The sequence below is a fragment of the Geothrix sp. 21YS21S-4 genome, from assembly GCF_030845995.1.
In the GTDB taxonomy this organism is placed as follows: Bacteria; Acidobacteriota; Holophagae; order Holophagales; family Holophagaceae; genus Geothrix.
Map to the genome: position 1 here is coordinate 2,989,180 of NZ_CP132719.1, position 25,531 is coordinate 3,014,710.

24 protein-coding genes are annotated in these 25,531 nt (G+C 69.2%); 8 read left to right on the plus strand and 16 right to left on the minus strand.

Annotation, left to right across the window (positions count from 1 at the left end; translation table 11 throughout):
* Position 1: 1 nt before the first annotated feature.
* Positions 2–856, minus strand: a complete 855-nt coding sequence (locus RAH39_RS13600; RefSeq protein ID WP_306590669.1) for a transglycosylase SLT domain-containing protein — start codon at positions 854–856, stop codon at positions 2–4.
* Positions 857–959: 103 nt separating this feature from the next.
* On the opposite strand from RAH39_RS13600, the gene RAH39_RS13605 reads away from it, so the two are divergent.
* Positions 960–2,015, plus strand: coding sequence for a virulence RhuM family protein (locus RAH39_RS13605; RefSeq protein WP_373467332.1), 1,056 nt, complete (start codon positions 960–962; stop codon positions 2,013–2,015).
* A 201-nt stretch (positions 2,016–2,216) separates the two neighbouring features.
* On the opposite strand, the gene RAH39_RS13610 is transcribed toward RAH39_RS13605, so the two are convergent.
* Positions 2,217–5,645, minus strand: a complete 3,429-nt coding sequence (locus RAH39_RS13610; RefSeq protein ID WP_306590671.1) for a methylmalonyl-CoA mutase family protein — start codon at positions 5,643–5,645, stop codon at positions 2,217–2,219.
* A gap of 68 nt (positions 5,646–5,713) precedes the next feature.
* Between RAH39_RS13610 and RAH39_RS13615 the strand changes: the two genes are divergently transcribed.
* Positions 5,714–6,880, plus strand: a complete 1,167-nt coding sequence (locus tag RAH39_RS13615; protein WP_306590672.1) for a S1C family serine protease — start codon at positions 5,714–5,716, stop codon at positions 6,878–6,880.
* A gap of 6 nt (positions 6,881–6,886) precedes the next feature.
* Here RAH39_RS13615 and RAH39_RS13620 read toward each other — a convergent pair whose 3' ends face one another.
* On the minus strand, positions 6,887–7,924 hold the full coding sequence (locus RAH39_RS13620; RefSeq protein ID WP_306590673.1) for a hypothetical protein: 1,038 nt from the start codon (positions 7,922–7,924) through the stop codon (positions 6,887–6,889).
* 149 nt (positions 7,925–8,073) lie between these two features.
* On the opposite strand from RAH39_RS13620, the gene RAH39_RS13625 reads away from it, so the two are divergent.
* Both RAH39_RS13625 and RAH39_RS13630 read left to right on the plus strand, forming a co-directional pair.
* The gene (locus RAH39_RS13625; protein ID WP_306590674.1) at positions 8,074–9,711 is read left to right on the plus strand and encodes a PKD domain-containing protein; all 1,638 of its coding nucleotides are present in this window, start codon (positions 8,074–8,076) and stop codon (positions 9,709–9,711) included.
* 216 nt (positions 9,712–9,927) lie between these two features.
* A complete protein-coding gene (locus tag RAH39_RS13630) occupies positions 9,928–10,362 on the plus strand; it encodes a secondary thiamine-phosphate synthase enzyme YjbQ (RefSeq protein ID WP_306590675.1) in 435 nt (144 codons plus the stop codon).
* Here the strand turns inward: RAH39_RS13630 and RAH39_RS13635 are convergent.
* Positions 10,349–10,780, minus strand: coding sequence for a response regulator (locus RAH39_RS13635; RefSeq protein ID WP_306590676.1), 432 nt, complete (start codon positions 10,778–10,780; stop codon positions 10,349–10,351). The two genes, RAH39_RS13630 and RAH39_RS13635, sit on opposite strands and share 14 nt — an antisense overlap.
* Positions 10,781–10,997: 217 nt before the next feature.
* Here RAH39_RS13635 and RAH39_RS13640 point away from each other — a divergent pair, with 217 nt between their 5' ends.
* The gene (locus RAH39_RS13640; RefSeq protein WP_306590677.1) at positions 10,998–11,411 is read left to right on the plus strand and encodes a helix-turn-helix transcriptional regulator; all 414 of its coding nucleotides are present in this window, start codon (positions 10,998–11,000) and stop codon (positions 11,409–11,411) included.
* 141 nt (positions 11,412–11,552) lie between these two features.
* Here RAH39_RS13640 and RAH39_RS13645 read toward each other — a convergent pair whose 3' ends face one another.
* From RAH39_RS13645 to RAH39_RS13690, 10 genes are all read right to left on the minus strand, one after another.
* Entirely contained in the window at positions 11,553–12,455 is a 903-nt protein-coding gene (locus RAH39_RS13645) for a cation diffusion facilitator family transporter (RefSeq protein ID WP_306590678.1), read from the minus strand.
* 17 nt (positions 12,456–12,472) lie between these two features.
* A complete protein-coding gene (locus RAH39_RS13650; RefSeq protein WP_306590679.1) occupies positions 12,473–13,156 on the minus strand; it encodes a hypothetical protein in 684 nt (227 codons plus the stop codon).
* A 45-nt stretch (positions 13,157–13,201) separates the two neighbouring features.
* Positions 13,202–14,428 carry a bifunctional folylpolyglutamate synthase/dihydrofolate synthase gene (locus RAH39_RS13655; protein WP_306590680.1) on the minus strand — a complete coding sequence of 409 codons (1,227 nt, stop codon included), beginning with the start codon at positions 14,426–14,428 and terminating at the stop codon, positions 13,202–13,204.
* Positions 14,428–15,282, minus strand: coding sequence for an acetyl-CoA carboxylase, carboxyltransferase subunit beta (gene accD, locus RAH39_RS13660; RefSeq protein WP_306590681.1), 855 nt, complete (start codon positions 15,280–15,282; stop codon positions 14,428–14,430). The genes RAH39_RS13655 and accD overlap by 1 nt, the downstream gene beginning before the upstream one ends.
* A gap of 8 nt (positions 15,283–15,290) precedes the next feature.
* Positions 15,291–16,160 carry a ParB/RepB/Spo0J family partition protein gene (locus RAH39_RS13665; RefSeq protein WP_306590682.1) on the minus strand — a complete coding sequence of 290 codons (870 nt, stop codon included), beginning with the start codon at positions 16,158–16,160 and terminating at the stop codon, positions 15,291–15,293.
* Positions 16,160–16,939: a ParA family protein gene (locus tag RAH39_RS13670; RefSeq protein WP_306590683.1), complete on the minus strand. Its 780-nt coding sequence runs from the start codon at positions 16,937–16,939 to the stop codon at positions 16,160–16,162. The genes RAH39_RS13665 and RAH39_RS13670 overlap by 1 nt, the downstream gene beginning before the upstream one ends.
* A 115-nt stretch (positions 16,940–17,054) precedes the next feature.
* Positions 17,055–17,594, minus strand: coding sequence for a diaminopimelate epimerase (locus tag RAH39_RS13675; protein ID WP_306590684.1), 540 nt, complete (start codon positions 17,592–17,594; stop codon positions 17,055–17,057).
* 265 nt (positions 17,595–17,859) lie between these two features.
* Complete coding sequence (locus RAH39_RS13680) at positions 17,860–18,162, minus strand: FtsB family cell division protein (protein WP_306590685.1); 303 nt, start codon at positions 18,160–18,162, stop codon at positions 17,860–17,862.
* Between the two features lie 9 nt (positions 18,163–18,171).
* Entirely contained in the window at positions 18,172–19,452 is a 1,281-nt protein-coding gene (gene eno / locus RAH39_RS13685) for a phosphopyruvate hydratase (protein WP_306590686.1), read from the minus strand.
* Between the two features lie 71 nt (positions 19,453–19,523).
* The gene (locus RAH39_RS13690; protein WP_306590687.1) at positions 19,524–20,972 is read right to left on the minus strand and encodes an indole-3-glycerol phosphate synthase TrpC; all 1,449 of its coding nucleotides are present in this window, start codon (positions 20,970–20,972) and stop codon (positions 19,524–19,526) included.
* A gap of 296 nt (positions 20,973–21,268) precedes the next feature.
* Between RAH39_RS13690 and upp the strand changes: the two genes are divergently transcribed.
* The 3 genes from upp (at position 21,269) to RAH39_RS13705 (ending at position 22,773) form a co-directional block, all read left to right on the plus strand.
* The gene (gene upp / locus RAH39_RS13695; protein ID WP_306590688.1) at positions 21,269–21,895 is read left to right on the plus strand and encodes a uracil phosphoribosyltransferase; all 627 of its coding nucleotides are present in this window, start codon (positions 21,269–21,271) and stop codon (positions 21,893–21,895) included.
* A 156-nt stretch (positions 21,896–22,051) separates the two neighbouring features.
* Positions 22,052–22,486: a flagellar export chaperone FliS gene (gene fliS / locus RAH39_RS13700; protein WP_306590689.1), complete on the plus strand. Its 435-nt coding sequence runs from the start codon at positions 22,052–22,054 to the stop codon at positions 22,484–22,486.
* Positions 22,483–22,773, plus strand: coding sequence for a hypothetical protein (locus RAH39_RS13705; protein ID WP_306590690.1), 291 nt, complete (start codon positions 22,483–22,485; stop codon positions 22,771–22,773). Before fliS ends, RAH39_RS13705 begins: the two co-directional genes overlap by 4 nt.
* Here the strand turns inward: RAH39_RS13705 and RAH39_RS13710 are convergent.
* Together RAH39_RS13710 and RAH39_RS13715 are read right to left on the minus strand one after the other, a co-directional pair.
* Positions 22,758–24,209: a tetratricopeptide repeat protein gene (locus RAH39_RS13710; RefSeq protein ID WP_306590691.1), complete on the minus strand. Its 1,452-nt coding sequence runs from the start codon at positions 24,207–24,209 to the stop codon at positions 22,758–22,760. The two genes, RAH39_RS13705 and RAH39_RS13710, sit on opposite strands and share 16 nt — an antisense overlap.
* Positions 24,210–25,529, minus strand: coding sequence for a tetratricopeptide repeat protein (locus RAH39_RS13715; protein ID WP_306590692.1), 1,320 nt, complete (start codon positions 25,527–25,529; stop codon positions 24,210–24,212).
* Between the last annotated feature and the right edge of the window lie 2 nt (positions 25,530–25,531).

The following is a 25,531-nucleotide window of genomic DNA, read 5'->3' on the forward strand; positions in this document are numbered from 1 at the left end:
ATCAGGGATCGGCGAAGGACTTCAGGTCCGCGGCGCCCTTGGGCGGGGGCTGGTCGCTGATCTGGAGGCGGCCGTTGGCGTCGGTCCACTGGTAGATGCGCGTGGCAGCCCGCTGGACGGGCACCTCCGCCGCGCCGTCGGCGGTCTTCTGGACATCCACCTTGAACCCGCCGCGGCCCTTCTGGAGCAGGGCCATGCTGCCCGCCAGCTTGGGGTCCGGCTGCACCGCCCGGCGGCGGTAGAGGTCGAGCACGCGGGGCACGTAGGCCTGGGTCTCGCGGTAGGGCGGAATCCCCTTGTGGCGGTTCACCGCCCCTTCGCCGGCGTTGTAGGCCGCCACCACGCGCGTCAGGTCGCCTTCGTAGTAGTCGTGCAGCCACTTGAGATACTTCACGCCGCCACTGATGTTCTGCCGGGGATCGAAGGGATCCAGGACCCCGAACCGCTCCGCGGTGGACGGCATCAACTGCATCAGCCCCAGCGCTCCCGCCCGGGAGCGTGCCCGGTAGTTGAAGGCGCTTTCGGCCTGGATGACGGCCCGCGCCAGGTGCGTATCCACGCCCTCCGCCTGGGCAATCTCATCCACCAGGGCGATCAGCTCGGGGCTCTTGAGGGCCCGGGCCATCTCCGTCGGCGTCACCGCCAGCCGCACCCGGCCCACCCCCACGTGCTTCAGGACCAGCCCCTGGCTCTTCACGTAGCTCGGGGGGAGGTTGTTGATCACCAGCCGGCCCTGCCGGTCGTAATAGGTGTAGAGGTAGGTGACCCCCGGCTTCGCCACCTCCTTCGACCCCTTCGCCATCCCGGCGGTGAGCGCCAGGGTGGTCAGGAAGGATATGAAGAAGGGACGGAGCATGAATCTCCATGATACGGCTCCGGGGGTCGGCCGACCGGAGCCCGGGGGATGGAACTTGAAATGATACGAAAAAACGACGAAAATAATCATCCCAGGAGACTTCATGCCGGGTTCCGAGTTGCTGCTTTACCAGGCCGAGGATGGCCGAACTCGGGTCCAGGTGCGGCTGGAAGAGGACACGGTTTGGCTCACGCAACGGCAAATGGCCGAGTTGTTCCAGAAGGATGTGCGGACGATTTCGGAACATATCCGGAACATCTATGAAGAGGGCGAACTTGAGGAGGAGGCAGTAGTCCGGAAATTCCGGAATACTGCCTCCGATGGGAAAAGCTACGAAACGAGCTTTTACAATCTGGACGCCATCATTTCCGTGGGCTACCGAGTCCGCTCCGCCCGGGGGACCCAGTTCCGGATCTGGGCCACGCAGCGGCTGCGGGAATACATCGTCAAGGGCTTCGTCCTGGACGACGAGCGACTGAAGCATCCGCCCGCGGAAGATTCGGGACTTCCGGACCACTTCAGCGAACTGCTGGAGCGCATCCGCGACATCCGGGCCAGCGAGCGGCGCATGTACCTGCGCGTAAGGGAGATCTTCACGTTGGCGTCGGATTACGCCCCCTCCCAGGCCGAAACCACCAAGTTCTTCAGCATCATCCAGAACAAGCTGCACTTCGCGGCCACGGGCAGGACGGCCGCGGAGCTGATCCTGGAGCGCGCCGACAGCACTCGCCCCCACATGGGGCTGACCCACTGGACCTCCGGGCGCGTACAGAAGGCCGATGTGACGGTGGCCAAGAACTATCTACGCGAGCAAGAGATTGACGAACTGAATCGCATCGTGGTGATGTGGCTGGATTTCGCCGAAGACCAATCCCGCCGGCGAAAGGAGATCTTCCTGAAAGACTGGACCGAGAAGCTCGATGCCTTCCTGACCTTCAACGAACGCGAGGTCCTGCCCGGCCCCGGGGGCGTGTCGAAAGAGCAGGCCGACCTTCACGCGACACGCGAGTACGAGCGATTTGCCGACCAGCGCCGGACGCAGCTGGAGGAGGAAGGGGAGGCCTTCAACCTGAGGACGCTCGAAGCCGCCTCCAAGGCCCGGCTCTCGGGAAAGGCCCCCGGGGTGTCGACACCAGGGAAGCGGCAGAAGCGCAGGTAGTGAGAGGAATTTCGGAAGGAAATTGCGGCGGACGCGCGTCAGCCGGCGGTCTCGTGGCATAGCCCCCTCGTGGGGTCCCGACTCCGCGGAGGACATTCAGTCCTCCGCTCCGTCACCCCACGGTCTCGTGGCATAAGCTCCTCGCCGGGGCCCGGCTGCGTGGGCGACATCAAGTCGCCCACTTCGCCACCCGGCGGTCGCTTACATGTTCCTCCGGTACTGCCCCCCCACTTCGTAGAGGGCCTGGCTGATCTGGCCGAGGCTGCAGACTTTGGCGGCGTCGAGGAGGGCGTCGAAGAGGTTGCCTCCGGCTCGGGCGACGTCCTTGAGGCGGGCCAGGGCGGCGGGGGCTCGGTCGGCGTTGCGGGCGTGGAAGGCGGCCAGGTTGTCGATCTGCTGGCGCTTCTCGGCCTCGGTGCTGCGGATCAGCTCGGGAGCGCCCAGTTCGGCGGGATGGAGGTTGAGGAAGGTGTTCACGCCGACGATGGGCAGCTCCCCGCTGTGCTTGAGGTGCTCGTAGTGCATGGACTCTTCCTGGATCTTGCCCCGCTGGTACATGGTCTCCATGGCGCCCAGGACGCCGCCGCGATCCGCCAGGCGGCGGAACTCCAGCAGGACGGCCTCCTCCACGAGCTCCGTGAGCTGCTCGACGATGAAGGCGCCCTGGAGCGGGTTCTCGTTCCGGGCGAGGCCCAGCTCGCGGTTGATGATCAGCTGGACGGCGATGGCGCGGCGGACGCTCTCCTCCGTGGGCGTGGTGATGGCCTCGTCGTAGGCGTTGGTGTGCAGGCTGTTGCAGTTGTCGTAGATGGCGTAGAGGGCCTGGAGCGTGGTGCGGATGTCGTTGAAGTCGATCTCCTGGGCGTGGAGGGACCGGCCCGAGGTCTGGATGTGGTACTTCAGCTTCTGGGAGCGGTCGTTGGCGCCGTACTTCTCCTTCATCGCCACGGCCCAGATCCGCCGGGCCACGCGGCCGATGACGCTGTACTCGGGGTCGAGGCCGTTGCTGAAGAAGAAGCTGAGGTTTGGCGCGAAGTCGTCGATGTGCATCCCGCGCGACAGGTAGTACTCGACGAAGGTGAACCCGTTGGCGAGCGTGAAGGCCAGCTGGCTGATGGGATTCGCGCCTGCTTCGGCGATGTGGTATCCGCTGATGCTGACGGAGTAGAAGTTGCGGACCTTCTCCTCGATGAAGGTCTGCTGGATGTCGCCCATCACCTTGAGGCTGAACTCCGTGCTGAAGATGCAGGTGTTCTGCGCCTGGTCCTCCTTCAGGATGTCGGCCTGGACCGTGCCGCGAACGGTCTGGAGGGCCTCGGTCCTCAGCTTCGCGTAGACCTCGGGCGGCAGGAACTCATCCGACGTCACGCCCAGGAGGGCCAGCCCCAGGCCGTCGTTCCCCGCGGGCAGGGCGCCTTCGTAGCGGGGCCGGACCAGGCCCTTCGCCGCGTACATCGCGTCGATCTTCGCCTGGGCGGCCTCGAACTGGCTGTGCTCCTTCAGCCACTGCTCGGCCCGCTGGTCGATGGCGGCGTTGAGGAAGAAGGCCAGCATGGTGGGCGCCGGGCCGTTGATGGTCATGCTGACGCTGGTGGTGGGGCACAGCAGGTCGAAGCCCGAGTACAGCTTCTTCGCATCGTCCACAGTGCAGACGGAGACGCCGCTGTTGCCCACCTTCCCGTAGATGTCGGGGCGGACGTGGGGATCCTCGCCGTAGAGCGTGACGCTGTCGAAGGCCGTGCTCAGCCGCACCGCGGGCTGGCCCTGGCTCACGTAGTGGAAGCGCTTGTTGGTGCGCTCCGGCGTGCCCTCGCCCGCGAACATGCGGGTGGGATCCTCGCCCACCCGCTTGTACTCGAAGACGCCGCCCGTGAACGGGAAGCGCCCCGGGAGGTTCTCCAGAAGCTGCCAGCGCAGCAGCTCGCCCCAGCCCGATTGGGGCGGCAGCGCCACCTTGGGAATGGGGGAGCCACTGAGGGACACGGTGTAGTTGGCGGTGCGGATCTCCCGGCCGCGCACCACGTAGACGTTCTCGGGCTCCGCGTAGCTCCGCTTCAACTCCGCCCAGTCGTGGACGAGGCGGCGGCACTCGCCGTGGAGCTCGCCCAGGTGTTCCTGGTAGCGCTGGCGCAGCACCCGAATGGCCGGTCCCTGCTCGCCTTCGACGGATTCCGTGAGGTGGGCCGCGTCGTAGAAGGCGCCCGCCGCGGGGACCTTGTCGCCCAGGGTCCGGAGGCTTGTCCACAGGGCGTGGGCCAGTTCGGCGGTCTCCGCCTGGCGGCGGGCCCAGGCCTTGTAGCCCTGGACGGTGTCCGCGATCTCCGCCAGGTAGCGCCCGCGCTCCGGCGGGATGATGGCCGCGCGGCGGGGGTTTCCGGGCCCCGCTTCCAGCTTCGGCGCCCAGTCCACGCCAGCCTTGGCGGCCAGGACCTTCACCAGGTTCACGAACAGCCAGTTGGTGGCCGGATCGTTGAACTGGCTGGCGCAGGTGGCGAAGACGGGCATGTCGTCCAGCGCCTCGTCGAACCGCCGGTGGGCGCGCTGGTACTGCTTCCGCACGTCGCGCAGGGCGTCCTCGGCGCCCCGCTTGTCGGCCTTGTTCAGCACCACCACGTCGGCGAAGTCCAGCATGTCGATCTTCTCGAGCTGGCTGGCGGCGCCGTATTCGGGGGTCATCACGTACATGGACAGGTCCACCAGGTCCGCGATCTCGCTGTCGCTCTGCCCGATGCCCGCCGTCTCGACGATCACCAGGTCGTAGCCGGCGCCCTGGGCGGCGGCGATGCTCGCCACCAAGGCCCCGCTGGTGGCCCGGTGGGCCGCGCCGCGGGTGGCCAGGCTCCGCATGAAGACGCGGTCGCGCAGCTCCGGATGGTAGAGCGAGTTCATGCGGATGCGGTCCCCCAGCAGGGCGCCGCCGGTCTTGCGCTTGGTGGGGTCCACGCTGAGGACGGCCACCCGCTTGTCCGGGAAGTCCACCAGGAAGCGCCGCAGCAGTTCGTCGATGAGGGAGGACTTCCCCGCGCCGCCGGTGCCCGTGATGCCGAGGACGGGCACCTTGGCGACGGGCTTCGCGAGTCCGTCCGTCTCGCCCAGCTCGATGCGGGTGATGCGGCGGGCGAGGGGATGGAACTCGGGGGTGGTGCGGGGGTCGAGGTCGCACTGCCGCACCATGTCGTCGATCATCCCCTGGAGACCCATCCGGCGGCCATCCTCGGGGCTGTAGATGCGGGCGACGCCGTAGGCCTCCAGCTCGCGGATCTCCTCGGGCGCGATCACCCCGCCCCCGCCGCCGAAGACCCGGATGTGGCCCGCGCCCCGCTCCTTCAGGAGGTCCACCATGTACTTGAAGTACTCCACGTGGCCGCCCTGGTAGCTGGAGACGGCGATGCCCTGGGCGTCCTCCTGGACGGCGGTCTCCACCACGTCCAGCACCGAGCGGTTGTGGCCCAGGTGGATCACCTCGCAGCCCGCGGCCTGGAGGATCCGCCGCATGATGTTGATGCTGGCGTCGTGGCCGTCGAACAGGCTGGCGGCGGTGACGAACCGGATCTTGTGGCGCGGGACGTAGCCCTCCGGCGGAAGGCCGGAGCCGGCGGCGGGCTGAGTGGGCGCGGTGGCTGTGGACATGGGACCCCCGTTCGGGCGAAAGCCCAGTCTAGCGGCCCCGCCCGCCGCATAATCGGAAGGGAGCTCCCATGATCCGCGCCGCCCTGATCCTCCTCGCCGCCCTGGCCCTCCCCGCCCAGGGGCCGACCACCCAAGCGCCCCGCCCCGCGGCTCCCACCGAGGAGAGCATCATCGAGCGGTTCCGCGCGCACGCGGCTCCCCGCCCGGTGGCCCCCGCCGCCCCCCTCAGCGCCGAGGAGCGGAACACCATCCGCCGGTTCAAGGAGATCAAGCCGAGCGTGGTGTTCGTGTCCGCCTACGTCCAGCTCTCGAACGACTCCGACAAGATTCCGGCGGGCTCGGGCACGGGCTTCGTGTGGGATGAGTGGGGGCACATCGTCACCAACCACCACGTCATCAGCAAGGAAGTGAACGGAAAGCTGCTCGCTGACGCCAAGGAGGTGGAAATCACCCTGGCCGGGGGCAAGACCTACAAGGGCCGCGTGATCGGCGCCAGCTTCGCCTACGACATCGCCGTGATCCAGGCCTTCGCGCCCCTGGATGCGCTGCGCCCCATTCCCATCGGCGCCAGCGGCGGCCTCCAGGTGGGCCAATCGGTCCTGGCCGTGGGCAACCCCTTCGGCCTGGACCACTCCCTCAGCCGGGGCGTCATCTCCGCCCTCGGACGGGAGATCGCCACCGGGTACAGCACCTGGATCCTCAATTCCATCCAGACGGACGCCGCCATCAACCCCGGCAACTCCGGCGGCCCCTTGCTCGACAGCGGCGGGCGCCTCATCGGGATGAACACCGCCATCGCGGCCACCCGGGGAGAAGGGTCCGTGGGCGTCGGATTCGCGATCCCCGTGGACACCCTGAACGGGGTGGTGCCGCGGCTGATCGCCCGGGGCTTCCTCCACCCCCCGAGCATGGGCTTCGATTCCTGGCCCTCGGCCATCACCCAACAGACGTTCGGGCTCCGCGGCATCCTCATCGGAAAGGTGACGCCCGGGACGCCCGCCGCCCGGGCCGGCCTCCGCGCCATGGAGCTGGACGATTCGGGCCGCGTGCGCGTGATGGGCGACGTCCTGCTGGGCTACCAGGGGCGGGCGATCGAAAGCGAAGGCCAGTTCATGGCCATGCTCGAACTGGAGCCGCCCGCCGACGAGATCGTCTTCGACGTCCTGCGGGACGGCAAGATGATCAAGGTGACCCTCCGCTTCACCGAAGAGGACGCCCGGCCCGCCAGCATCTGAGTCGCTTCAGTGCGTGTGCGGATGGGCGTGTTCGTGCGCCTCGGGCGGCGGAGGCAGGGGCCTGGGCTTTTCCGCCGGGGCCTTGGGATCCAGGAACCGCAGGGGCACGTTCAGGGGCGCCTCCAGGTTCGAGCAGCGGAGGACCAGCACCGCGTCGGCACTCGCGCCGGTCCGGCGGATCCGCAGGACCTGCCGCGCGGCCGAAGGATGCAACTCGTCCACCACCGTGAATCCCGCCCCCTCGATGGCCATCTCCCGGAGCTCGAAGGGCCGGCCATCCCGGGCCGTCAGTTCCAGTTCCAGCTCCGTGGTGCGGAGGTCCGCGAAGACCAGGCGGGAGGGCGTCGCGATCACCGGCAGGGTCAGGCGCCAGTCCGCGTAGAGCGTGAACACCGGCTGCCGGGGCGCATTGGTCGCCACCTTCACGATCTCCAACCCCGCGGTGACGCCGGGCTTCAGGGCACTGGGCCGCAGCTTCAAGCGCAGGTCGCCGCTGTCCCCGGCGGGACCCAGCTCCGCCTCCAAATAGGAGGGCAATTCCGAGGCGAGCACCAGCTTGAGGGGATCGCCCCCCTCCCGCCGGAAGCGGAAGGTCACCTCGGGCCGCTCGTGGGGCAGGACGTCCCCGAAGCTGCGGCGCTCGGCGTCCACGGCCACTTCGGGCCGCACCAGCATGTCGTAGCGCAGGATGTAATTGGGCTGGGCGGGATCATCCGTGCCCAGGCGCACGGCGCCCTTGATGGGGCCTTCCAGGCCCGTGGGATCCACCTTCACCCGGACGGTGCGGACCTCGCCCGGCTGCAGCGGCGCCGCCAGCTGGGCCTCGTCCAGGCTCAATCCCAGCGACAGGTCCAGGACGCGCAGGCGGAACGGGCGGTCGTGGAGGCTGCGGATGCCGTAGGCGGCCTCGCGCGTCTCCCGCGGCCCCACGCTGCCCAGATGCACCGGAAAGGGCGTGGTCATCTCGATGCGGGCCGGAGGCACGGGATCCGGCGCGGGAGCGGGGGCCTGAAGCAGGGAAAGGAGGAGCGCGAAGGCGAGCATGGCGATTCCTGGGGAATCCCTCCAGTGTGCCGCGCGAAACGGCCCGAAGAAGGATGTTAATTCTTGTGAAGAACAGGAAATTCACGTTCACGACACGCCCGATGCCGGTGGAATGGAGAGGATCCTTCCTTCCCCTTTTCGAGGTGTCCATGCGCTCCTTCCGCGTTCCGCTGATCTTCGCCCTGGCGTCGGCCCTGGCGATCTCCGCCCAGGCTCCCAAACGGATCCTGTTCGACCACACCCGCCACGAGGAGGCGGGCACTTCCGCCGAGTGGGTGATCTGCTCCGCCAGCGAGCCCGATCCCAGCCCGGCGGCCCCCGCGTCCGAAGCCGACTGGAACGGCGGCATCAGCGCCTGGGCCTTCGACCTCTACCAGGCGGGCTACAAGGTCCAGTCCCTCCCGCCGTCGGGCCGCCTCACCTACGGCGACGCCACCAACGCCCAGGATCTCTCCAACTACGCGGTCTACATCCTTCCGGAGCCGTACCTGAAGTTCACCGCGGCGGAAAAGCAGGCGATCCTCGCCTTCGTCCAGAACGGCGGCGGACTGTTCCTGGTGGGCAACCACCCCGGCTCCGCCCGCTACAGCGGCACGGGCGGAACCGACGCCTACACGGCCTTCAACGACCTGGTGGCGGTGAACGGGACCAATCCCTACGGGTTCACCTTCGTGCCCGGCCACGGCCCCGGCGACTCCCTGGCCGACACCACCAGCACCGCCTTCTCCACCGGCACGAGCCCCGCCGAGCAGGCCATCCTCCACGGCGCCTACGGGTCCCTGGGGCTGATGGACTTCCACTCCTATTCCTACCTGACCGTGAACACGGCCCAGAACCCCAGCGTGCGCGAGATCCTCCGCACCCAGGTGAGCGGCGACACGGGGTCGTTCATCGTGACCTGCACCCTCGGGAACGGCCGCGTGGTGGCCATCAGCGACAGCGCTCCCACCGACGACGGGACCACCACCACCTCGGGCAAGGCGCTGCACAACAGCTACACGATCAACAGCAACCGCGCCTTCTTCCTGAACGCCACCGCCTACCTCGCCGGGGACAGCGGCCCCGCGGCGCCGACGCCGGTGGTGGGGATCGCGACGCCGGCCTCGAACGTCTCCCTCGCCGCGGGCGGCTCCGTCAGCTTCCAGGGGACCGCCAGCATCTCCGACGGCAGCGCCCTCAGCTACGGCTGGGCCTTCGGCGACGGCGCCACCGCTGCGGTCCTGGGTCCGATCAGCCACGCGTACGGAACGGCGGGCACCTACACCGCCACCTTCACGGCCACCAGCAACCAGGGCAAGTCCGCGTCCGCCACCCGGACCATCACCGTCACCTCCGCGACCGGCAGCAGCCTGAAGGAGACCTTCGACACCGGCGACAAGGCCGCCTACGCCACGGGGACCGTCGCCCTCCCCACCGGCACGTGGACGCTGAACGACGCCCTGCTGGGCGACACCGCCAGCGACCGGAAGGTGGGCGCCCAGAGCGTCCGCGCCCGCAACAGCGCCAAGGTCACCATGAACTTCAACTTCGCCGGCGGCGCCAAGACCGTCACCGTCAAGCACGCCAAGTACGGGACGGACGACCCCTCCACCTGGGGGCTGTGGTACTCCACCAACGGCGGCGGCGCCTGGACGCAGGCGGGAACGGCGGTCAGCACCACCTCCACCACCCTGGCCACCGCCACCTTCACGGTGAACGTCGCCGCGCCCATCCGCTTCGAGCTCCGCAAGACCGACGGCAGCTCCAACCGCGTGAACTTCGACGACGTCACCATCACGGGCTACTGATACCTGTTTGCATTCAATTCAAAAGATAAGGATCACCACCAAGGCACCAAGGACACCAAGAACCACATCCGCAGTGGACAGAGCTTTTCTTGGTGCCTTGGTGTCTTGGTGGTGAAAAGAAAACCCTGCGTCTTGATCCCACATGGATAGGAGCGCCCCTCCGCCCCGCTACGCGAACCCCGGGTCCCCACCCGGGGTTTTCGCTATCCTGCCCCCATGAAGAGCCACCGCAAGGTCCTCACGCTCCACGTCCCCGGCCGCACGGGCTTCGTGAACCTCACGGAAGAGGTGGCCGCCGCCGTCCGCGCCAGCGGCGTGAAGGAGGGCCTGTGCCTGGTGAACCCCATGCACATCACCGCCAGCGTGTTCATCAATGACGAGGAGTCCGGCCTGAAGCAGGACTACCTCCGCTGGCTGGAGAAGCTGGCGCCCTTCAATCCCGGCAGCGATCCCGCCGCCGGCGGCTACCTCCACAACCGAACGGGAGAGGACAACGGCGACGCCCACCACAAGCGCCAGGTCATGGGCCGCGAGGTGGTGGTGGCCATCACTGGCGGGAAGCTGGACTTCGGGACCTGGGAGCAGATCTTCTACGGCGAATTCGACGGCGGGCGCGACAAGCGCGTGCTCATCAAGATCATCGGCGAGTGAGGAAAGGCTCGGGAACCAGGGCGGTCGCGCCTTCCAGGGCCAGGCACTCGGCGAGCTTCTCGCCCAGTTCGCCCACGGTGTAGGGCTTGGGAAGGAAGCGGGTCCGGGGATCCTCCGACAGGATGTGGCCCACGTCCTCATGGGGGAAAGCCGACGACAGCAGGATGGGGACCCGCGCGCCCGCGCCGCCCCGGCTCCGCAATTCCCCCCGCAGCTCGGCTCCCCCCATCGCGGGCATGGTCATGTCCAGGAGCACCAGGTCGATCTCCGCCCTCCGGCGGTCGAATATCCGCAGGCCCTCGGGCGCCGTGGCCGCCTCGATCACCTGGAAGCCGAGGAAGAGGAGCACCTCCCGCACCACCTCGCGGACCATGTCCTCGTCCTCCACCACGAGGACGACGGGCGGCGCCTTCTTCACGGGATCTGCTTCCGGAATCACTGGGCCTTTCCCCTTAGACAACTGAGTTGTATCACATTCGATGACCGCCGTGGTTTTCCAACCTCGACTTCCCTCCGCCCTCGCACTTAACTAGCCTGGAGGTCATGCGGCTACGGATTTTCGGCCACTCCTTCTCCCGGGGTGGCAGGTGCGGCCGTTCCGTTTTACAACAGCGTTGTCCACCGGGACACACCCCATGAACTCGCCCGGGACCGGATTTCCCCGTCGGCTGCGCGAGGTGCGCGAGTCCCTGGGCTTCGGCCAGCAGGCCTTCGCCGACCTGCTGGAAGTCAGCCAGCAGACGGTCTCGCTGTGGGAGCGGGGCCGGCGCGTCCCGGGGCGGCGGATGTGGTCCCTGATCGAGCGGAAGCTGGGCTATTCCCGCGAGTCGCTGGAGACGGGCACGGGCTTCACGCTTCCGGATCCCGGCGTGGCCGAACGCCCCCTGGCGGGCCTCACCGTGCCCCTGCCCGTCCCCCGCGAGGGCGTGGCCGTCACCCGCGTGGGTCTGACCGGCCTCGCCGCCGAGGCCCTGGACCTGGGCCCCGCCCAGCGCGCCCTGCGCGAAGCCGTGCGGAAGGGCCGGCCAGTGTGGCTGGTGGTGGGCTGATACGGGTTTGCGCCTGAAAGAAGGATCACCACCAAGGCACGAAGACACCAAGCAAAGCAGGGGCCGGTTCCCGGGCCGTTCTTGGTGCCCTTGGTGTCTTGGTGGTGAAAGAGTCTTTTCAATGCGTGACGGGCCTGGGCCTCAGGCTTCGTCGGGCTCCACGAACAGGTGCTGGATCTGGGGGAAGCGGGCGCGGAGGCTCCGCTCCAGGGCGTTGATGGCGTCCACGAGGGCCCCGCCGCTGGGCTGCTCGTGGAACTTCACCTTGAGGGCCACCATCAACCGGTCGCTGCCCACGATCACCGCCACCAGGTTCAGGACGCGCTCCACGCCGGGATCCGCATCCGCGGCGGCGCGGATGGCGCCCCGCAGCGCCAGGGGCGGGGCCTCGTTCAGCAGGAGGCTGGCGACCTCGGCGCCCACGAAGGCCGCCACGGCGATGAGCAGCAGCCCGATGGCGACGCTCCCGATTCCATCCCACACGGGATTGCCCGTAGCCAGCGTCAGGAGAACCGCCGCCAGGGCGATCACCAGCCCCAGCAGGGCCGCCATGTCCTCCGCCAAAACCACCACCAGCTCGGTGCTACTGGACTGGCGCAGGTAGCGCAGCAGGGACCGGCCCCGGCGCTCGGCCTCGGCGGCGTGGAGCGCCCCGCGCAGGGACCAGCCCTCCAGGGCGATGGCGAACAGCAGCAGGGCCACCGCCCACCCCAGCTGATGGGGGTGCTCCGGGTGGCGGATCTTGTGGATCCCCTCCACCAGCGAGTAGAGCCCGCCCACCGTGAACAGCAGCAGGGCCACCAGGAAGCTGGCGACGAAGGCCGCCTGGCCGTGGCCCAGCGGGTGCCTCGCGTTGGGGGGCCGGCTGCTCCCGCGGAGGCCCAGGAACAGCAGCACCTGGTTGGCGCAGTCCGCGGTGGAATGGATGGCCTCGGTGAGCAGGCTGGAACTGCGCGTGACGAAGAAGACACCGAACTTCGCCACGGCGATCCCGCCGTTGGCGATCAGGGCGAGGGCGACGGCGCGGGTGGAGGCGGCGGACATGGGTCCAGGTTAGCGGGTCAATCCCAGTGGCGGATCCAGGCCGGATCGTACTTGCCCTCGGCGGCGCGGGCCTCGGTCTCCACTTCGGCGTGGGCGACGCCCAGGGCCTGGAGCGCCGCCTGGAGAGCCTCGGCCCGCTGCTTCTGGAGGGCCGGCTTGAGGGCGCGGGTAACGGGCACCTGGACCGCCCACCGCCCGTCGGCGCCCCACCCTTCCACCCAGGTCCGCAGCTTCTCCTGCCCCGCGGGACTGAGCTCCGCCCGCTGGGGCAGGAAGAACAGGAGCCCCTCCCGCGGCGGCGCCTGGGAAACGGCCTTCGGAGACGAAGGCGGGGCGCCCGCCTCTTCCGCGACCGGGGGCAGTTCCGGCAGGGCCGCCAGATCCGTCCGCCAGGCGAGGTCGCCCTTCAACGGCGCGCCCATGGAACCCGGCGCCGGCTCGAACCGGCTCTCGGCCACGGCGTCGCGCACCTCCACCACGGCCAGATGGCCCAGGGTCGCGGAGGATCCCGGCCGCCGCACGGTCAGCCGCTGGCCCACTCGCAGCCCGCGGTCCCGGCCGCCCTCCAGCAGGTAGACCCGATCCGCGGACTCGTAGGGCGGCAGGCCCTTGCGCTCCACCGCCACGATCCGGCAGGGAGCTTCCGCCGGGACCGAGGCGGCCAGGAGGCCCGGGAGGCAGAGCAGGAGAAGACGTCGCACGGGTGCCTCATCGACCGGAGGAACGCAGGACTTGGGGGACGGCGTTCAGAAGGGCCGGACACCCAGTTCCCGCAGCAGGTCGCCCGCGAGGTACAGCGATCCCGTGACGAGGCGGGGGGCGTCCGCGGGTTCCCGCAGCCGGGCCGCGGCTTCGGGAACGCTCAGCAGGGGCGCCTCTGCGCCCCAGGCGGCGGCCAGGGCCTCGGCCGTGGCGTAGCGCGCGCCCTCGCCTCGGACGAAGGTGAGGGACAGGGGCTGCATCCGCTTCAGCTCCGCGGCCACGCCCGCCAGATCCTTGTCGCCCATGGCGCCGAACCACAGGTGGGGGCGCGTCCCGCAGGCCACGGCGTGATCCGCCAGGGCCCGGGCGCCATCGGGGTTGTGGGCGCCGTCCAGCCACACGTCCTCCAGCCCCGGAACCGCCCACAGCCGCCCCGGCCAGCGGGTGGCCGCCACGCCGGCCCACAGCCGGTCATCGGGCAGGGAGAAGCCCTGCGCCCGCACCTGCCGCGCCGCCTCGAAGGCCGTGGCCAGGTTGTCCAACTGGTGGAGGCCCGCCAGCCCGACGCGGTTCCCCGCCACCTCCGAGTGGTCCCACCGCAGCTTCGCCGGACCCAGCCGGGGCGCGGGGCACAGGATGGGCTGGCAGGGAAGGAGCGGCCGGATCCACGCCGGATCCAGGGAGGGGCCCAGAACGAGGGGACGGCCGTCGCGGGCCGTGCACAGCTTCTCGCGGGCGATGGCCTCCCGCGTGTCGCCCAGGTACTGCTGGTGATCCAATCCCACGGTGGTGAGCACCGTGACGATCGGCTCGGTGGCGTTGGTGGCGTCCCAGCGGCCGCCGAGGCCCACTTCCACCACGGCGATGTCCACGCGCTTCGCTCGGAAGGCGGAGAGGGCCGCGGTGATCATCAGCTCGAAGTAGGTGGCCCGGAGATCCGCGCAGACTTCGGCCTCGAAGGCCTCGCCCAGGAGGCGGTCCAGGGTGTCTTCGTCGATGGGCGCGCCGTCCAGCCAGATGCGCTCGGTGGGATCCACCAGGTGGGGCGAGGTGGTCCAGCCCACGCTGAGGCCCGCGGCCTTCAGCATGTGCGCCAGGAAGGCGCCGGTGCTCCCCTTCCCGTTGGTGCCCGCGACGAGAACCACGGGATAGCCCGCGTCCGGCCGGCCCACCGCTTCAAGAAGGGCGCGGATGTTCTCCAGGCCGCACTTGATGCCGAGGTGGCCCCGCGCCTCGAGCCGCGGAAGATGGACCCGACCCGCGCTGCCCATCAGTCGCGGGGGGCGGGGCCCATCCACGCGAGGCAGGCGGCGATGAAATCCTTCAGGTGATCGCGGGTGACCACCTTGTCCACCATCCCGTGGGCCTGGAGGAACTCGGAGCGCTGGAAACCCTCGGGCAGGCTCTGCTTGATGGTCTGCTCGATGACGCGCGGCCCCGCGAACCCGATGAGCGCCTTAGGCTCGGCGATGTTCAGGTCGCCCAGCATGGCGTAGCTGGCGCTGACGCCGCCGGTGGTGGGATCGGTGAGGATGCTGAGGTAGGGCAGGCCCGCCTTGTCGAGCTTGGCCAGGGCGGCGCTCACCTTGGCCATCTGCATCAGGGACAGGGTGCCCTCCTGCATTCGCGCCCCGCCGCTGCAGCTCACGATCAGGTAGGCGCAACCCTTCTCGAGGGCCCGCTCCGCGCCGAGGCGCAGCTTCTCGCCCACCACGCTGCCCATGCTGGCGGCGAGGAAGTCGAAGTTCATGATCGCGGCCACCACCACGTGGCCGGCCAGGGTGCCCTCCACGACCACCACCGCGTCCTCGGTCTCGCCGGCCTGCTCCAGCCGATCGAGCTGTTCGCGGTAGCTCTTGGTGGCGGCGAAGCCGAGGGGATCCGTACTGCGGAGGTCGCCGAACAGGCCGGTCCAGCCCGCGTCCATCAAGTTCTCCAACCGCTCCTCGACGCCGATGCGGAAGTGGTAGCCGCACTTGGGGCAGACGTTGTGGGTGTTGACCAGCTCCTTGCGGTAGATCAGCTCCTTGCAGGCGTCGCACTTGATCCACAGGCCTTCGGGAACGCGGACGGTCTTTTCTTCGACGGCGATCTTCTGTTGGCGCTTCTTCACGAACCAGGACATGGGAACTCCTACCGGCGCTTCGCGGGACCGTGCTTCAGGGCCTCGAAGAGGCGATCCAGCTCCCCTTCGCTGCCGTAGTGCATCACCAGGGCGCCGACCTTGCCCTTGGCCTTGATCTCCACGCGGGTGCCCCAGGACTGGGTCAGCTCCTCGGCGGCGGCCTTGATGAACAGCTCCTGGGGATGCTTCTTCCGGCCCTTGGCCTTCACCTGCTTCTGGAGCTGCTGGATGCGGGCTTCCAGCGCGCGCACGCTGAGCTGCTGGGCCACCACCTCGTGGGCGAGCTGCTCCTGGAGGCGCGGATCGGGAACGCCGAGGAGCACCTTGGCGTGCCCCGTGCTGAGCCGCCCGGCGGCCACGTCGGTCTTCAGTTCCGCCGGCAGGCGCAGCAGGCGCAGGGTGTTCGCCACCTGCGGCCGCGACTTGCCCACGCGGTCCGCCACCTGCTCCTGGGTGAGGCGCAGGTGCTCGCCCAGCTGCCAGTACGCGGTGGCTTCCTCGATGGGATTCAGCTCCTGGCGCTGGATGTTCTCCACCAGGGCGATCTCGAGCAGGCGGTCGTCGGGGACCTCCTTCACCACCACCGGAACCATGGCAAGCCCCGCCTTGCGCGCGGCCCGCCAGCGGCGCTCGCCGGCGATGATCTCGAACTGCTCGCCCACCTTGCGGACGACGATGGGCTGCACCATCCCGTGCTGCTTGAGGCTCTCCGCCAACTCGGCGAGGGCCGTCTCGTCGAAGTGGGTGCGCGGCTGGGCGCGGTTGGGCACCAGGCTTCCCAGCGGCAGCTCCCGCTGGGGGGCGTCCTCGGGCGCCATCTGGCTCATGAGCGAGGTCAGGCCCCGGCCGAGGGCCGGGCGCTTCACGGGCGTCGTCATCAGGCTTCCCTCCTCGCGGGAACCTCCAGGCCCATCCACTCCTTCGCGAGGTTGAGGTAGGCCTGGGCGCCCTTGGAGCGCAGGTCGTAGAAGGCCACCGGCTTGCCGTGGCTGGGCGCCTCGGCGAGCCGGATGTTCCGGGGGATCATGGTCTGGAACACCTTGCCGGGGAAGGCGTGCCGCACTTCCGCGGCGACGGCGGCGCCGAGGTTGGTGCGCTCCTCCGCCATCGTGAGCAGGATGCCGCCCAGCTTGAGCCGGGGATTGGGACCCGCCTGGATGCGCCGCAGCGTCTCCGTGAGTTCCGCCAGGCCGTCCAGCGCGAAGAACTCGCAGGGCATGGGAACAATGACCTCGTCCGCCGCGGACAGGGCGTTGAGGGTGATCATCCCGAGGCTCGGCGGCGGGTCGATCAGGATGTAGTCGAAGCGATCCATCAGCGGCGCGAGCGCGCGGCGGAGCACCTGGAGCTGGGGCAGCTCGAACAGCTCGAACTCCAGCTGGGCGAGGTCCTTGCCGGCGGGGATGACCTGCATCATGGGCACTTCGGTGCTGAGCACCAGCGCCTCGGCCGGCGCGCCCTTCATCAGGGCGTAGGCGCCCGCGCGGTGGTCCGGCTTGGGAAAGCCGAGGCCCGTGGTGCTGTGTCCCTGGGGATCGAAGTCCACCAGCAGGACCAGCTTCTCCATCATCGCGAGCGACGCGGCGAGGTTGATGGCCGACGTGGTCTTGCCGACGCCGCCCTTCTGGTTCGCGAGAGCCACCACCCGGGCGCGCATCAGACGGCCCTTCTCGTCGCGCAGGCGCTGGTGAAACCTCGCATCGGAACATCCCCTCGGGTGTGGAACACACCAGTCTAGCAGGTCGGGGTTCCACGGCGGAGCGCTGGTGTGGTCAGGGATGCGGCCCCGTCAGGAGCGCGGGATCCACGCGCACGACGCCCAGGTGGCGGGCGGGTCCGGAGAGCCACAGGTCGCGCCAGGCGCCGTCGTCGCCGAGCTGAAGTTCCACCGACAGCGTCTCGCCCGCGGCGTTGTGCAGGCGCCAGCGGGAGACGCCCTCGGTGCGGGCCAGCCACGCGACGGCGACGGCGCTGCCCGTGCCGCAGCTGAGCGTCTCGCCCTCCACGCCGCGCTCCCAGGAGCGGATGCGAGCCTCGCCGGGAGCGAGCACCTCCACCACGCTCACGTTGGTTCCGCCCTCGAGCGCCGGATGGTGGCGGAAGGGCGGCGCGAACACGGCCAGGTCGACGTCGGCCACGGAAGGCACGCGCATCACGAGCTGCGGATTCCCGATCCAGCCGAAGCCCGCCGGGTGCGGCGTCGGCATGGGCACCGCGCGCAATCCGAAGCCGTCGCCCTCGGGCATCCGGATGGCGACGTCCGCGCCGTCCCTACGAAGCCGAATGCGCTCGCCGGTGGAGAGGACCTCCACGACCTCGCCTTCGGGCGCCTCGGGGACCGCCAGGGCGGCCCTGCTACCATTGGAACAAAAGGTCTTAGCCCCATCCGTATCCCAGTGCTCGAGCCTCCACGGGCCGTCTTGAGGCCTTTGCATCAAAAAAAGGCCATCTAAACCGAATCCATGGCTCCGGGGGCACAGGATTCGTGTGTAATGCTCGCCAAAACTATCTTTAGCCTCATCGACCCACAGGTAGCCGAACAGGTTGCCGGAGGCCGACGCGAGGTGGAGATCCATGTCAGCGCTCGCGGTTGCGGAAGGTGTAGACGGTCTCGCCGGGGCGGGCGTAGCCCTGGCGGCGGGCCAGGGCTTCCATCAGTTCGGGATCCTTCGCGGCGAGCCGCTGGACCTCCTCGAGGAGTTCGCGGTTGTGCCGATTGAGCTCCACCAGCCGTCCGCGGGCGGTCGCCAGTTCCGCCTCCCGCTTGCGCAGTTCCGGCAGCCCGCCCTGGGAGAAGAGGAGCGCCACCAGGGACAACAGCCCCGAGGCTCCCAGCGCGCCCCATACGGTGGACGACTTCAGGAGCCAGTTGGCGTTCATCGGGACCTCCTAGGCGAGGCGGGAACCGAAGGCTTCGCGGCCGGCATAGCGAGCGGCGGCGCCCAGTTCCCATTCGATGGAGAGCAGGCGGTTGTACTTGGCGACCCGGTCCGTCCGGCAGGGGGCGCCGGTCTTGATCTGGCCCGCGCCCGTGGCCACGGCGAGGTCGGCGATGAAGCTGTCCTCGGTCTCGCCGCTGCGGTGGCTGATGATCGCGCGGTAGCCCGCCTTGTGGGCCATCTCCACGGCCCGCAGGGTCTCGGTGACCGTCCCGATCTGGTTCAGCTTGATGAGGATCGCGTTGGCCACGCCCTCCTGGATGCCCTTGGCGAGGATGGCGGGGTTGGTCACGAAGAGGTCGTCGCCCACGAGCTGGGTCTTGGCGCCCATGGCGTCCGTCTGGGCCTTCCAGCCCTTCCAGTCGCCCTCGGCGAACCCGTCTTCGACGGACAGGATGGGATGCCGGGACACCAGGCCCTGGTAGTACTCGACCAGCTGGGCGGCCGACTTGTGGGCGCCGTCGAGGGCGTAGGTCTTGCCGGTGTGGAACTCGCTGGCGGCGCAGTCCAGGCCCAGGAACACATCCTTCCCGAGCTTGTAGCCGGCCTTCTTGACGGCCTCGCCGATCAGGTCGAGGGCCTCCTCGTTGGAGCCCAGGTTCGGGGCGAACCCGCCCTCGTCCCCCACGCCCGTGGCCAGCTTGCGGTCCTTCAGGACGGCCTTCAGGGCGTGGTAGATCTCCACGCCCCACCGGAGGGCCTCCCGGAAATTCGGGGCGCCCACGGGCAGCACCATGAATTCCTGGATGTCCACGTTGTTGTCCGCGTGGGCACCGCCGTTGAGGATGTTCATCATCGGGACGGGCAGCAGGCGCGCTGAGGCGCCGCCCAGGTAGCGGTACAGCGGCATCCGGGCGGCGCGGGCGGCCGCGTCGGCCAGGGCCATGGACACGCCCAGGATGGCGTTCGCGCCCAGGCGGGCCTTGTTCTCGGTCCCGTCCAGGTCGCACATCAGCTCATCGAGCTCGGCCTGCTGGAAGGGATCCATACCTTCGAGCGCCGCCGCCAGCTCGACATTGATGGCGTCCACCGCGCCCAGCACGCCCTTGCCGAGGTAGCGCTTCTTGTCGCCGTCCCGGCGCTCCAGCGCCTCGCGGCTGCCGGTCGATGCGCCCGAGGGGACCAGGGCCTGCCCGACCGTCCCGTCGGAAAGGTGGACCCGTGCCAGCACCGTGGGGTTCCCCCGGCTGTCCAGCACTTCGAGAGCGGAGACACGGTCGATCAGATTCATGAGGCACCCGGCTCAGAGAGGCGCGCTCGCGCGCCTCTCTGATCTTAGCCAGGTGTGCGCGACGACCAGCGCTACTTCTTGGCGGCCTTCTTCGGCGCAGCCTTCTTCACGGCCGGCTTCTTCGCGGCGGTGGCCTTCTTCGGCGCGGCCTTCTTCACGGCCTTCTTCACAGCGGTCTTCTTGGCGGCCGGCTTCTTCGCGACGGCCTTCTTCGGCGCCACGGCCTTCTTCACGGCGGTCTTCTTGGCGACCGGCTTCTTGGCGGCGGCCTTCTTCGGCGTAGCCTTCTTCACGGCCGGCTTCTTCGCGGCGGCCTTCTTCGGAGCGGCCTTCTTCACGACGGCCTTCTTGGCAGCCGGCTTCTTCGCGGCGGCCTTCTTGGGGGCGGCGGCCTTCTTGGCGGCCGGCTTCTTCGCGGCAGCCTTCTTGGGGGCGGCGGCCTTCTTCACGGCCGGCTTCTTCGCCGCGGGCTTTTTCGGCGCGGCCTTCTTCGCCGGCTTCTTCGCGGCGACGGGTTCGGTCGGGACGACCATGTTGGTCAGTTCAGCCATGGGTGGCTCCTTTACGCCCTTTTGGGCGGGGTTGGAAGGGGTCGGGCGGGAAGACGGCTTAGCCTTGGCAAGCTGGATGCCAACTCCAGGCGCATCCTTCCGCGGGGTGGATGGGCTTTCCTTGGCTGCCGGAACAGCCTGGGGGGCTTGCGCCGCGTCGGCGGCAGAGCCGGTCTTGCCTTTGGGCTTCACGGCTTTCTTCGGGGGCTCGACGCCGGCCAGGATCTGGGCGAGGCGCTTGCCGGGATAGTAGTCGTCGAGGAGCGCGTCGCCGACGATCAGCCCATGGACGCCCAGGGCCTCCATCTGCTTGATCTGCTCCAGGCGGTGGATGCCGCCTTCCACGATCTTCAGGCAGCTCTTGGGCACCTTCTTGACGAGGGCCACGGCCTGCTCCCAGGCGGCCTCCCAGGTGTCCAGGTTCCGGCCCACGGCGCACACGATGTCCGCCCCGGCTTCCACGGCCCGCTCCAATTCGGACTCGGAGGTGACTTCCACCACCACGTCCAGGCCCTTGCTCATGGCGAACTTCAGGAGGGCCTGGAGCCGCTCTTGGCCGAGCAGCGCGGGCATCAGGAAGATGGCGTCCGCGCCGAGGATCTTGCTCTCCTCGACCTGGTACTCCTCGAAGATGAACTCCCGCCGCAGCAGGGGCACCTTCACCTGGCTCCGCACTTCGGACAGGTGCTTGTCCTCGCCGTAGTACAGGAACTTGTCCGTGGCCACGGAAAGGGCCTTGGCCCCGTTCTCGACCAGGCTCTTGGCATGGGTCGAGGCCTTGTAGGATTCCCGCACCTGGCCGCGGCCGGGGTCGCCCCCGGCCACTTCACCCAAGATGGTGATTCCAGGCTGACTTAGCTCTTCCTTCAACGAATGGTGGCCCTTGTAGGCATCCTTGACCGCCACGGGTCCTCGCTGCTTCTTGATTTCCACATCCAGGGCCTTGAAGATGGCCACTTTCTTTAGCATTTCCCACGCTCCAAATCTCAGATACCTCGCTGCTGGCCCTATGGGGAAGATGATCGGTCGTTTTTCCTCTGATTCAACATCAAACCAGCGATCCGGATGAGGTCAACAGAGAAATCTCCCGAATCTTCATTTTTTTGGACGCTACCTCCCCTTCCCGACCCATTCGTTTCCGCCCTTCGGATGCCCGTACGGACGCGAGCGGAGTCGACGGAAGCGGCGCGACGCGGACCGCGGGAACGCCGCCCCCTGTTACGCTTCAACTCGCGCGTCCGCAGCGGAGCGGCCCCGAGGCACCCATGACGATCCACGTAATCGATCACCCGCTGGTCCACCACAAGCTGTCGCTCATCCGCGACCGCAAGACGCCCGGAAGCCTGTTCCGCGCGCTCATCGAGGAGGTCGGCCTGATCCTCGCGGTGGAGGCGACGCGCGACCTGCCGGTGGAATCCGTGGTGGTGGAGACGCCGCTGGAGCGCACGGGAACGCTTCGCCTGAAGTCGCTGGATCCCGTGCTGGTGCCGGTTCTCCGCGCGGGCCTCGGCCTGCTGCCCTCCTTCCTCCAGCTCCTGCCCACCGCGAAGGTCGGCCACCTCGGGCTCTACCGCGACCACGATTCGCTGGTGCCCGTGCCCTACTACCGCAACTTCCCGCCCCTCCTGGAGGCGCGGCCCGTCTTCGTCCTCGACCCCATGCTCGCGACCGGCGGCAGCGCGTCCGAAGCCATCCGGCAGTTGAAGGCCGCGGGCGCGATCAACCTCACCCTCGTCGCCCTGCTCGCCTCGCCCGAAGGCATCGAGCGCTTGCGCGCGGACCATCCCGACCTCCGCCTCGTGGTGGGCGCGGTGGATCGCCAGCTCAACGACAAGGGCTACATCCTGCCCGGCCTCGGTGACGCGGGCGACCGCTTGTTCGGAACGGCCTGACGGAATCATTTCGCGCGGCATCGTCCAACCCGCGTGATGACGGGCGGAACTTTGGCTTCGCCCCCTGGGTAGAATGCTGGACCTTTCGTCCCATCGCTTCGGGGCGGGACTCATCCGGCCGGGATCCCCGGCCGATGAACGGTAGCGAGGTCAGACATGAAGGGATACACGGCGGGGAAGGCTACGGATCACTACCTTCTTCAGCGCATCCAGGGGGCAAGTCCCGAACAGATGACGGCCCTTCTCCTCGAAGGCGGGCAGCGATTCATCAAGCAGGCCCAGGAAGCCATGCGCCAGAGAAACCTCGCGGACCAAGCGCGGCACACCAACCGCATCGCCGACATCATCCTCGAGCTGAAGGAGCGGCTGAACCACGAGGACGGCGGCGAGGTGGTCCAGAACCTCATCCGCATCTACGAGTGGTGGACGAACGAGGTCTTCGACGGCGCCCAGCGCGACCAGCCCGAACGCCTCCAGCGGGTCTCCATCCAGATGGGCGAGATGCGCGAGACCTGGGAAGAGCTGCACCGCCGGAAGACCGTGGCGAACACCCCTCCGCCGGACGCGTCGCCCCGGGAGTTCACCGTTTGAGCGACCGCGCCCTGCAGTCCCTCCTGGATGAACTGGAGCAGCTGCTCCAGGCGCCGGACGCGTTGGAAGGCGACGTCATCGCCGCCTGGCAAGCGCGCTTCGACGCGGCCGTCGCCGGAGCCGAGCGCGGTGCCGAATGGCCGCAGCTCGTGGCCCGCGCCCATGCGCTGGGAACCCGCCTCGACGCTGCGGCGGAGCGACTGTCCCAGCAGCGCGAAGGGATCCGCCGCGAGATGCAGTTGCAGGGCCAGGGCGCGCGGGCGCTCAAGGGCTACAAGCCGGCCTGAAGCTCCGCCGCCACCTGCTGCAGCACCGGTTCCCATTCGCCGGGAAACGCCTGGCGGTAGAGCCGCAGGCTGGGGTACCAGGGGCTGTCGTCGCGGTCCAACAGCCACCGCCAGTCCGGGCAGAAGGGCAGCAGCAGGAAGGTCGGAACGCCCAGAGCGCCCGCGAGGTGGGCCGCGGCGGTGTCCACGGTGATCAGCAGGTCGAGCTCGCCCAGGGCGAACGCCGTGTCCGCGAGCGTGCCCAGAAGAGGCGCCAGGGACGCGATGCCGGGCAGCGAGGGAAGCTCCTCGCGCCCCGTCTGGAGGCTGAACCACGCCACGCCCGGCAGGGCCGCGAGCGGCGCCAGGACCTCCACCGGGAGGGAGCGCTCCGCATCCTTGGTATGCAGGGGGTTGCCCGCCCACACGAGGCCGACGCGCAGTTTTCCTTCCGCCGCCGTCAGCCGCTCCGCCAGCGCAATGCGATTCGGAACGGTTTCCGGAACGCGGAGGTACGGCACCGAAGCGGGGATGGTCGCCTCGTCCGCGCCGAGTAGGTGCGGCAGCGACATCAGGAAGACGTGCAAGTCGGGATCGGGATGCGGCGCGCCGTAGGGGCGAAGGAGATCGACGCCCTCGCAGGTGGCCGCGAGATCCAGGAGCTGGGGCTGCACCACCAGCAGAACGATTCCTCCCCGCGCCTTCACCAGGGGCAGGTAGCGGAGGAACATCAGCGAATCGCCCAGGCCCTGCTCCCAATGCACGAGCAGCGTCTTGCCGGCGAAGGATTCGCCCTTCCAGGCGGCGCCTCCCAGCGCCTCTCCCTGAACGATCCTGCCGAGGCGGAGGCGGAGCTCGTAACCCGCCCACCCTTCGGCGAACCGGCCCCGCCGCAGGTCCCAGTGGGCCCGGGCGTAGGCGATCTCGTCGTCGGAGGCATCCGGAGGAGAAAGGGCCTGGAGCGCGTCCCAGTCCCGCTGGAGGAAGTAGAGATCCGCCAGCCGCTCGTCCACGCGACCGTAGGTGGGATCCAGCGCCCGCAGCCGCTCCAGGGCCGCCCGCGCCCGCGCCAGATCCCGGCGGCTCCGGTAGATCTCGGCCAGCGCGATCCACGCGTCCCGGTCGGCCGGATTGCCCGCGAGGACGCCCCGGCAGAAGAACTCCGCTTCCTCGCCGCGGCCCAGGCGAAGGAGCGCGTGGGCCAGGTTCACCTTCGCCGGAACGTAGTCAGCGGCCCGCTCCAGCGCTTGGCGGCAGGCGCCCTCCGCCTCCGCAGGGCGGCCCGTCATCAGCAGCAGCCCGCCGAGGTCCGCCCAGGCGCTGGCATTTCCCGGATCGGCCGCAAGGTAGGCGCGGTAGCCCGCTTCGGCCGCCTCCGTGCGGCCGGCGCGATCGTCCTCCACGGCCTGGGTCAGCAGGGCGTGAAGGCTTCCGCGATCCTCAGCGGGCTTCCCCACTCACCCCTCCGCCGACAGGTCCGCGAGCATCTCATCGATGGGCGTGTCCCAATCGCCCGGCGCGGGCTGACGGTAGATCCGCATGGTGGGATACCACGGGCTGTCCGGCCGGTCCCACTGCCAGCGCCACTCCGATCCGAAAGGCAGCACCAGGAAGGTCGGCAGACCCAGCGCTCCCGCCACGTGGGCGAGGGCGGTGTCCACGGTGATCACCAGGTCCATGAAGCTCAGCGCGTAGGCCGTGTCCGAGAAGGTGCTGAGCAGCGGCCCCAGGGGCACCGACGGCAGCGGCAGGGCCTCGGGCGGCGGCATCTGGAAGCAGTGCCACGCGACGCCGGACAGGGCCTCCAGGCGCGCCACCTTGTCGAACGGCATGGAGCGGATCGCGTTGTTCAGGTGGCGCGGGCTGCCGGTCCAGGCGTAGCCGATCCGCACGCGTTGCGTGGGAACGGACAGGACGCCGTGGAGCGCATCGCGATTGGGCGCGTGCGGGGGGATTCCCAGGTAGGGGATCTCCGCCGGGATGGTGGCCTCTTCGGTGCCGAACACGCGGGGGAGCGACATCAGCGGAAGGTGGAGGTCGAAGGGCGGCAGCGGCGCCTCGTCCGCCACCACGTCGTCGATCCCTTCGCAGGTGGCGACGAGATCCACCAGCATGGGCTGGACGACGGCGACGACGCGGCCCCCGAGCGCCTTCACACGGCTGGCGTAGCGCACGAACATGATCGTGTCGCCCAGGCCCTGCTCCCAATGGAGCAGGAGCGTCTTTCCCGGGAACGGCTCGCCGTTCCACCGCGGCTGGGAGAAAGGACCCATGAACGACACCACCTGATCGGGGATCTCGAAGCGGGCCTCGATGTCCTCCCACCCCTCGCGCAGGCGCCCTTCCATCAGGCGCATGGTCCCGCGCTCCCACCGCAGCTCGGGACTGCCGGGATCCACGGCGATCCAGCGGTCGAGGACATCCAGTAGGGCCGTCCGGTCCCGGCAGGCGGTGTAGGTGTCCACCAGCCGCCGGAAGGCGGCGGTGTTCGCCGGCTCGGCGCGCAGGACGCGCTCCAGCTGATGGATGGCCTGGGAGAGGTCGCCCCGCCGCAGGAGGCACTCCGCCAGCGCCTGCCGCGCGGGCGTGTTCAGCGCCAGGTTCACCAGCCCGCGCCGCAGGGGCGCTTCCGCCTCGGCGTACGCCCCTTGGCCCGCGAGGGCGAGACCCAACTGGATCCACGCCTCGGCATCCTCGGGATGCGTCTCCAGGCGCCGGCGGGAGGCGGCGGCCCGCTCCTCCAGGATCTCCAGCTCCGCCCCTCCGCCGTCAGCCATGG

Coding starts and splice junctions, on each gene's coding strand:
- RAH39_RS13600 (WP_306590669.1), bottom strand. CDS start 856: ATGCTCCGTCCCTTCTTCATATCCTTCCTGACCACCCTGGCGCTCACC.
- RAH39_RS13605 (WP_373467332.1), top strand. CDS start 960: ATGCCGGGTTCCGAGTTGCTGCTTTACCAGGCCGAGGATGGCCGAACT.
- RAH39_RS13610 (WP_306590671.1), bottom strand. CDS start 5,645: ATGTCCACAGCCACCGCGCCCACTCAGCCCGCCGCCGGCTCCGGCCTT.
- RAH39_RS13615 (WP_306590672.1), top strand. CDS start 5,714: ATGATCCGCGCCGCCCTGATCCTCCTCGCCGCCCTGGCCCTCCCCGCC.
- RAH39_RS13620 (WP_306590673.1), bottom strand. CDS start 7,924: ATGCTCGCCTTCGCGCTCCTCCTTTCCCTGCTTCAGGCCCCCGCTCCC.
- RAH39_RS13625 (WP_306590674.1), top strand. CDS start 8,074: ATGCGCTCCTTCCGCGTTCCGCTGATCTTCGCCCTGGCGTCGGCCCTG.
- RAH39_RS13630 (WP_306590675.1), top strand. CDS start 9,928: ATGAAGAGCCACCGCAAGGTCCTCACGCTCCACGTCCCCGGCCGCACG.
- RAH39_RS13640 (WP_306590677.1), top strand. CDS start 10,998: ATGAACTCGCCCGGGACCGGATTTCCCCGTCGGCTGCGCGAGGTGCGC.
- RAH39_RS13645 (WP_306590678.1), bottom strand. CDS start 12,455: ATGTCCGCCGCCTCCACCCGCGCCGTCGCCCTCGCCCTGATCGCCAAC.
- RAH39_RS13655 (WP_306590680.1), bottom strand. CDS start 14,428: ATGGGCAGCGCGGGTCGGGTCCATCTTCCGCGGCTCGAGGCGCGGGGC.
- accD (WP_306590681.1), bottom strand. CDS start 15,282: ATGTCCTGGTTCGTGAAGAAGCGCCAACAGAAGATCGCCGTCGAAGAA.
- RAH39_RS13665 (WP_306590682.1), bottom strand. CDS start 16,160: ATGACGACGCCCGTGAAGCGCCCGGCCCTCGGCCGGGGCCTGACCTCG.
- RAH39_RS13670 (WP_306590683.1), bottom strand. CDS start 16,939: ATGCGCGCCCGGGTGGTGGCTCTCGCGAACCAGAAGGGCGGCGTCGGC.
- RAH39_RS13680 (WP_306590685.1), bottom strand. CDS start 18,162: ATGAACGCCAACTGGCTCCTGAAGTCGTCCACCGTATGGGGCGCGCTG.
- eno (WP_306590686.1), bottom strand. CDS start 19,452: ATGAATCTGATCGACCGTGTCTCCGCTCTCGAAGTGCTGGACAGCCGG.
- RAH39_RS13690 (WP_306590687.1), bottom strand. CDS start 20,972: ATGCTAAAGAAAGTGGCCATCTTCAAGGCCCTGGATGTGGAAATCAAG.
- upp (WP_306590688.1), top strand. CDS start 21,269: ATGACGATCCACGTAATCGATCACCCGCTGGTCCACCACAAGCTGTCG.
- fliS (WP_306590689.1), top strand. CDS start 22,052: ATGAAGGGATACACGGCGGGGAAGGCTACGGATCACTACCTTCTTCAG.
- RAH39_RS13715 (WP_306590692.1), bottom strand. CDS start 25,529: ATGGCTGACGGCGGAGGGGCGGAGCTGGAGATCCTGGAGGAGCGGGCC.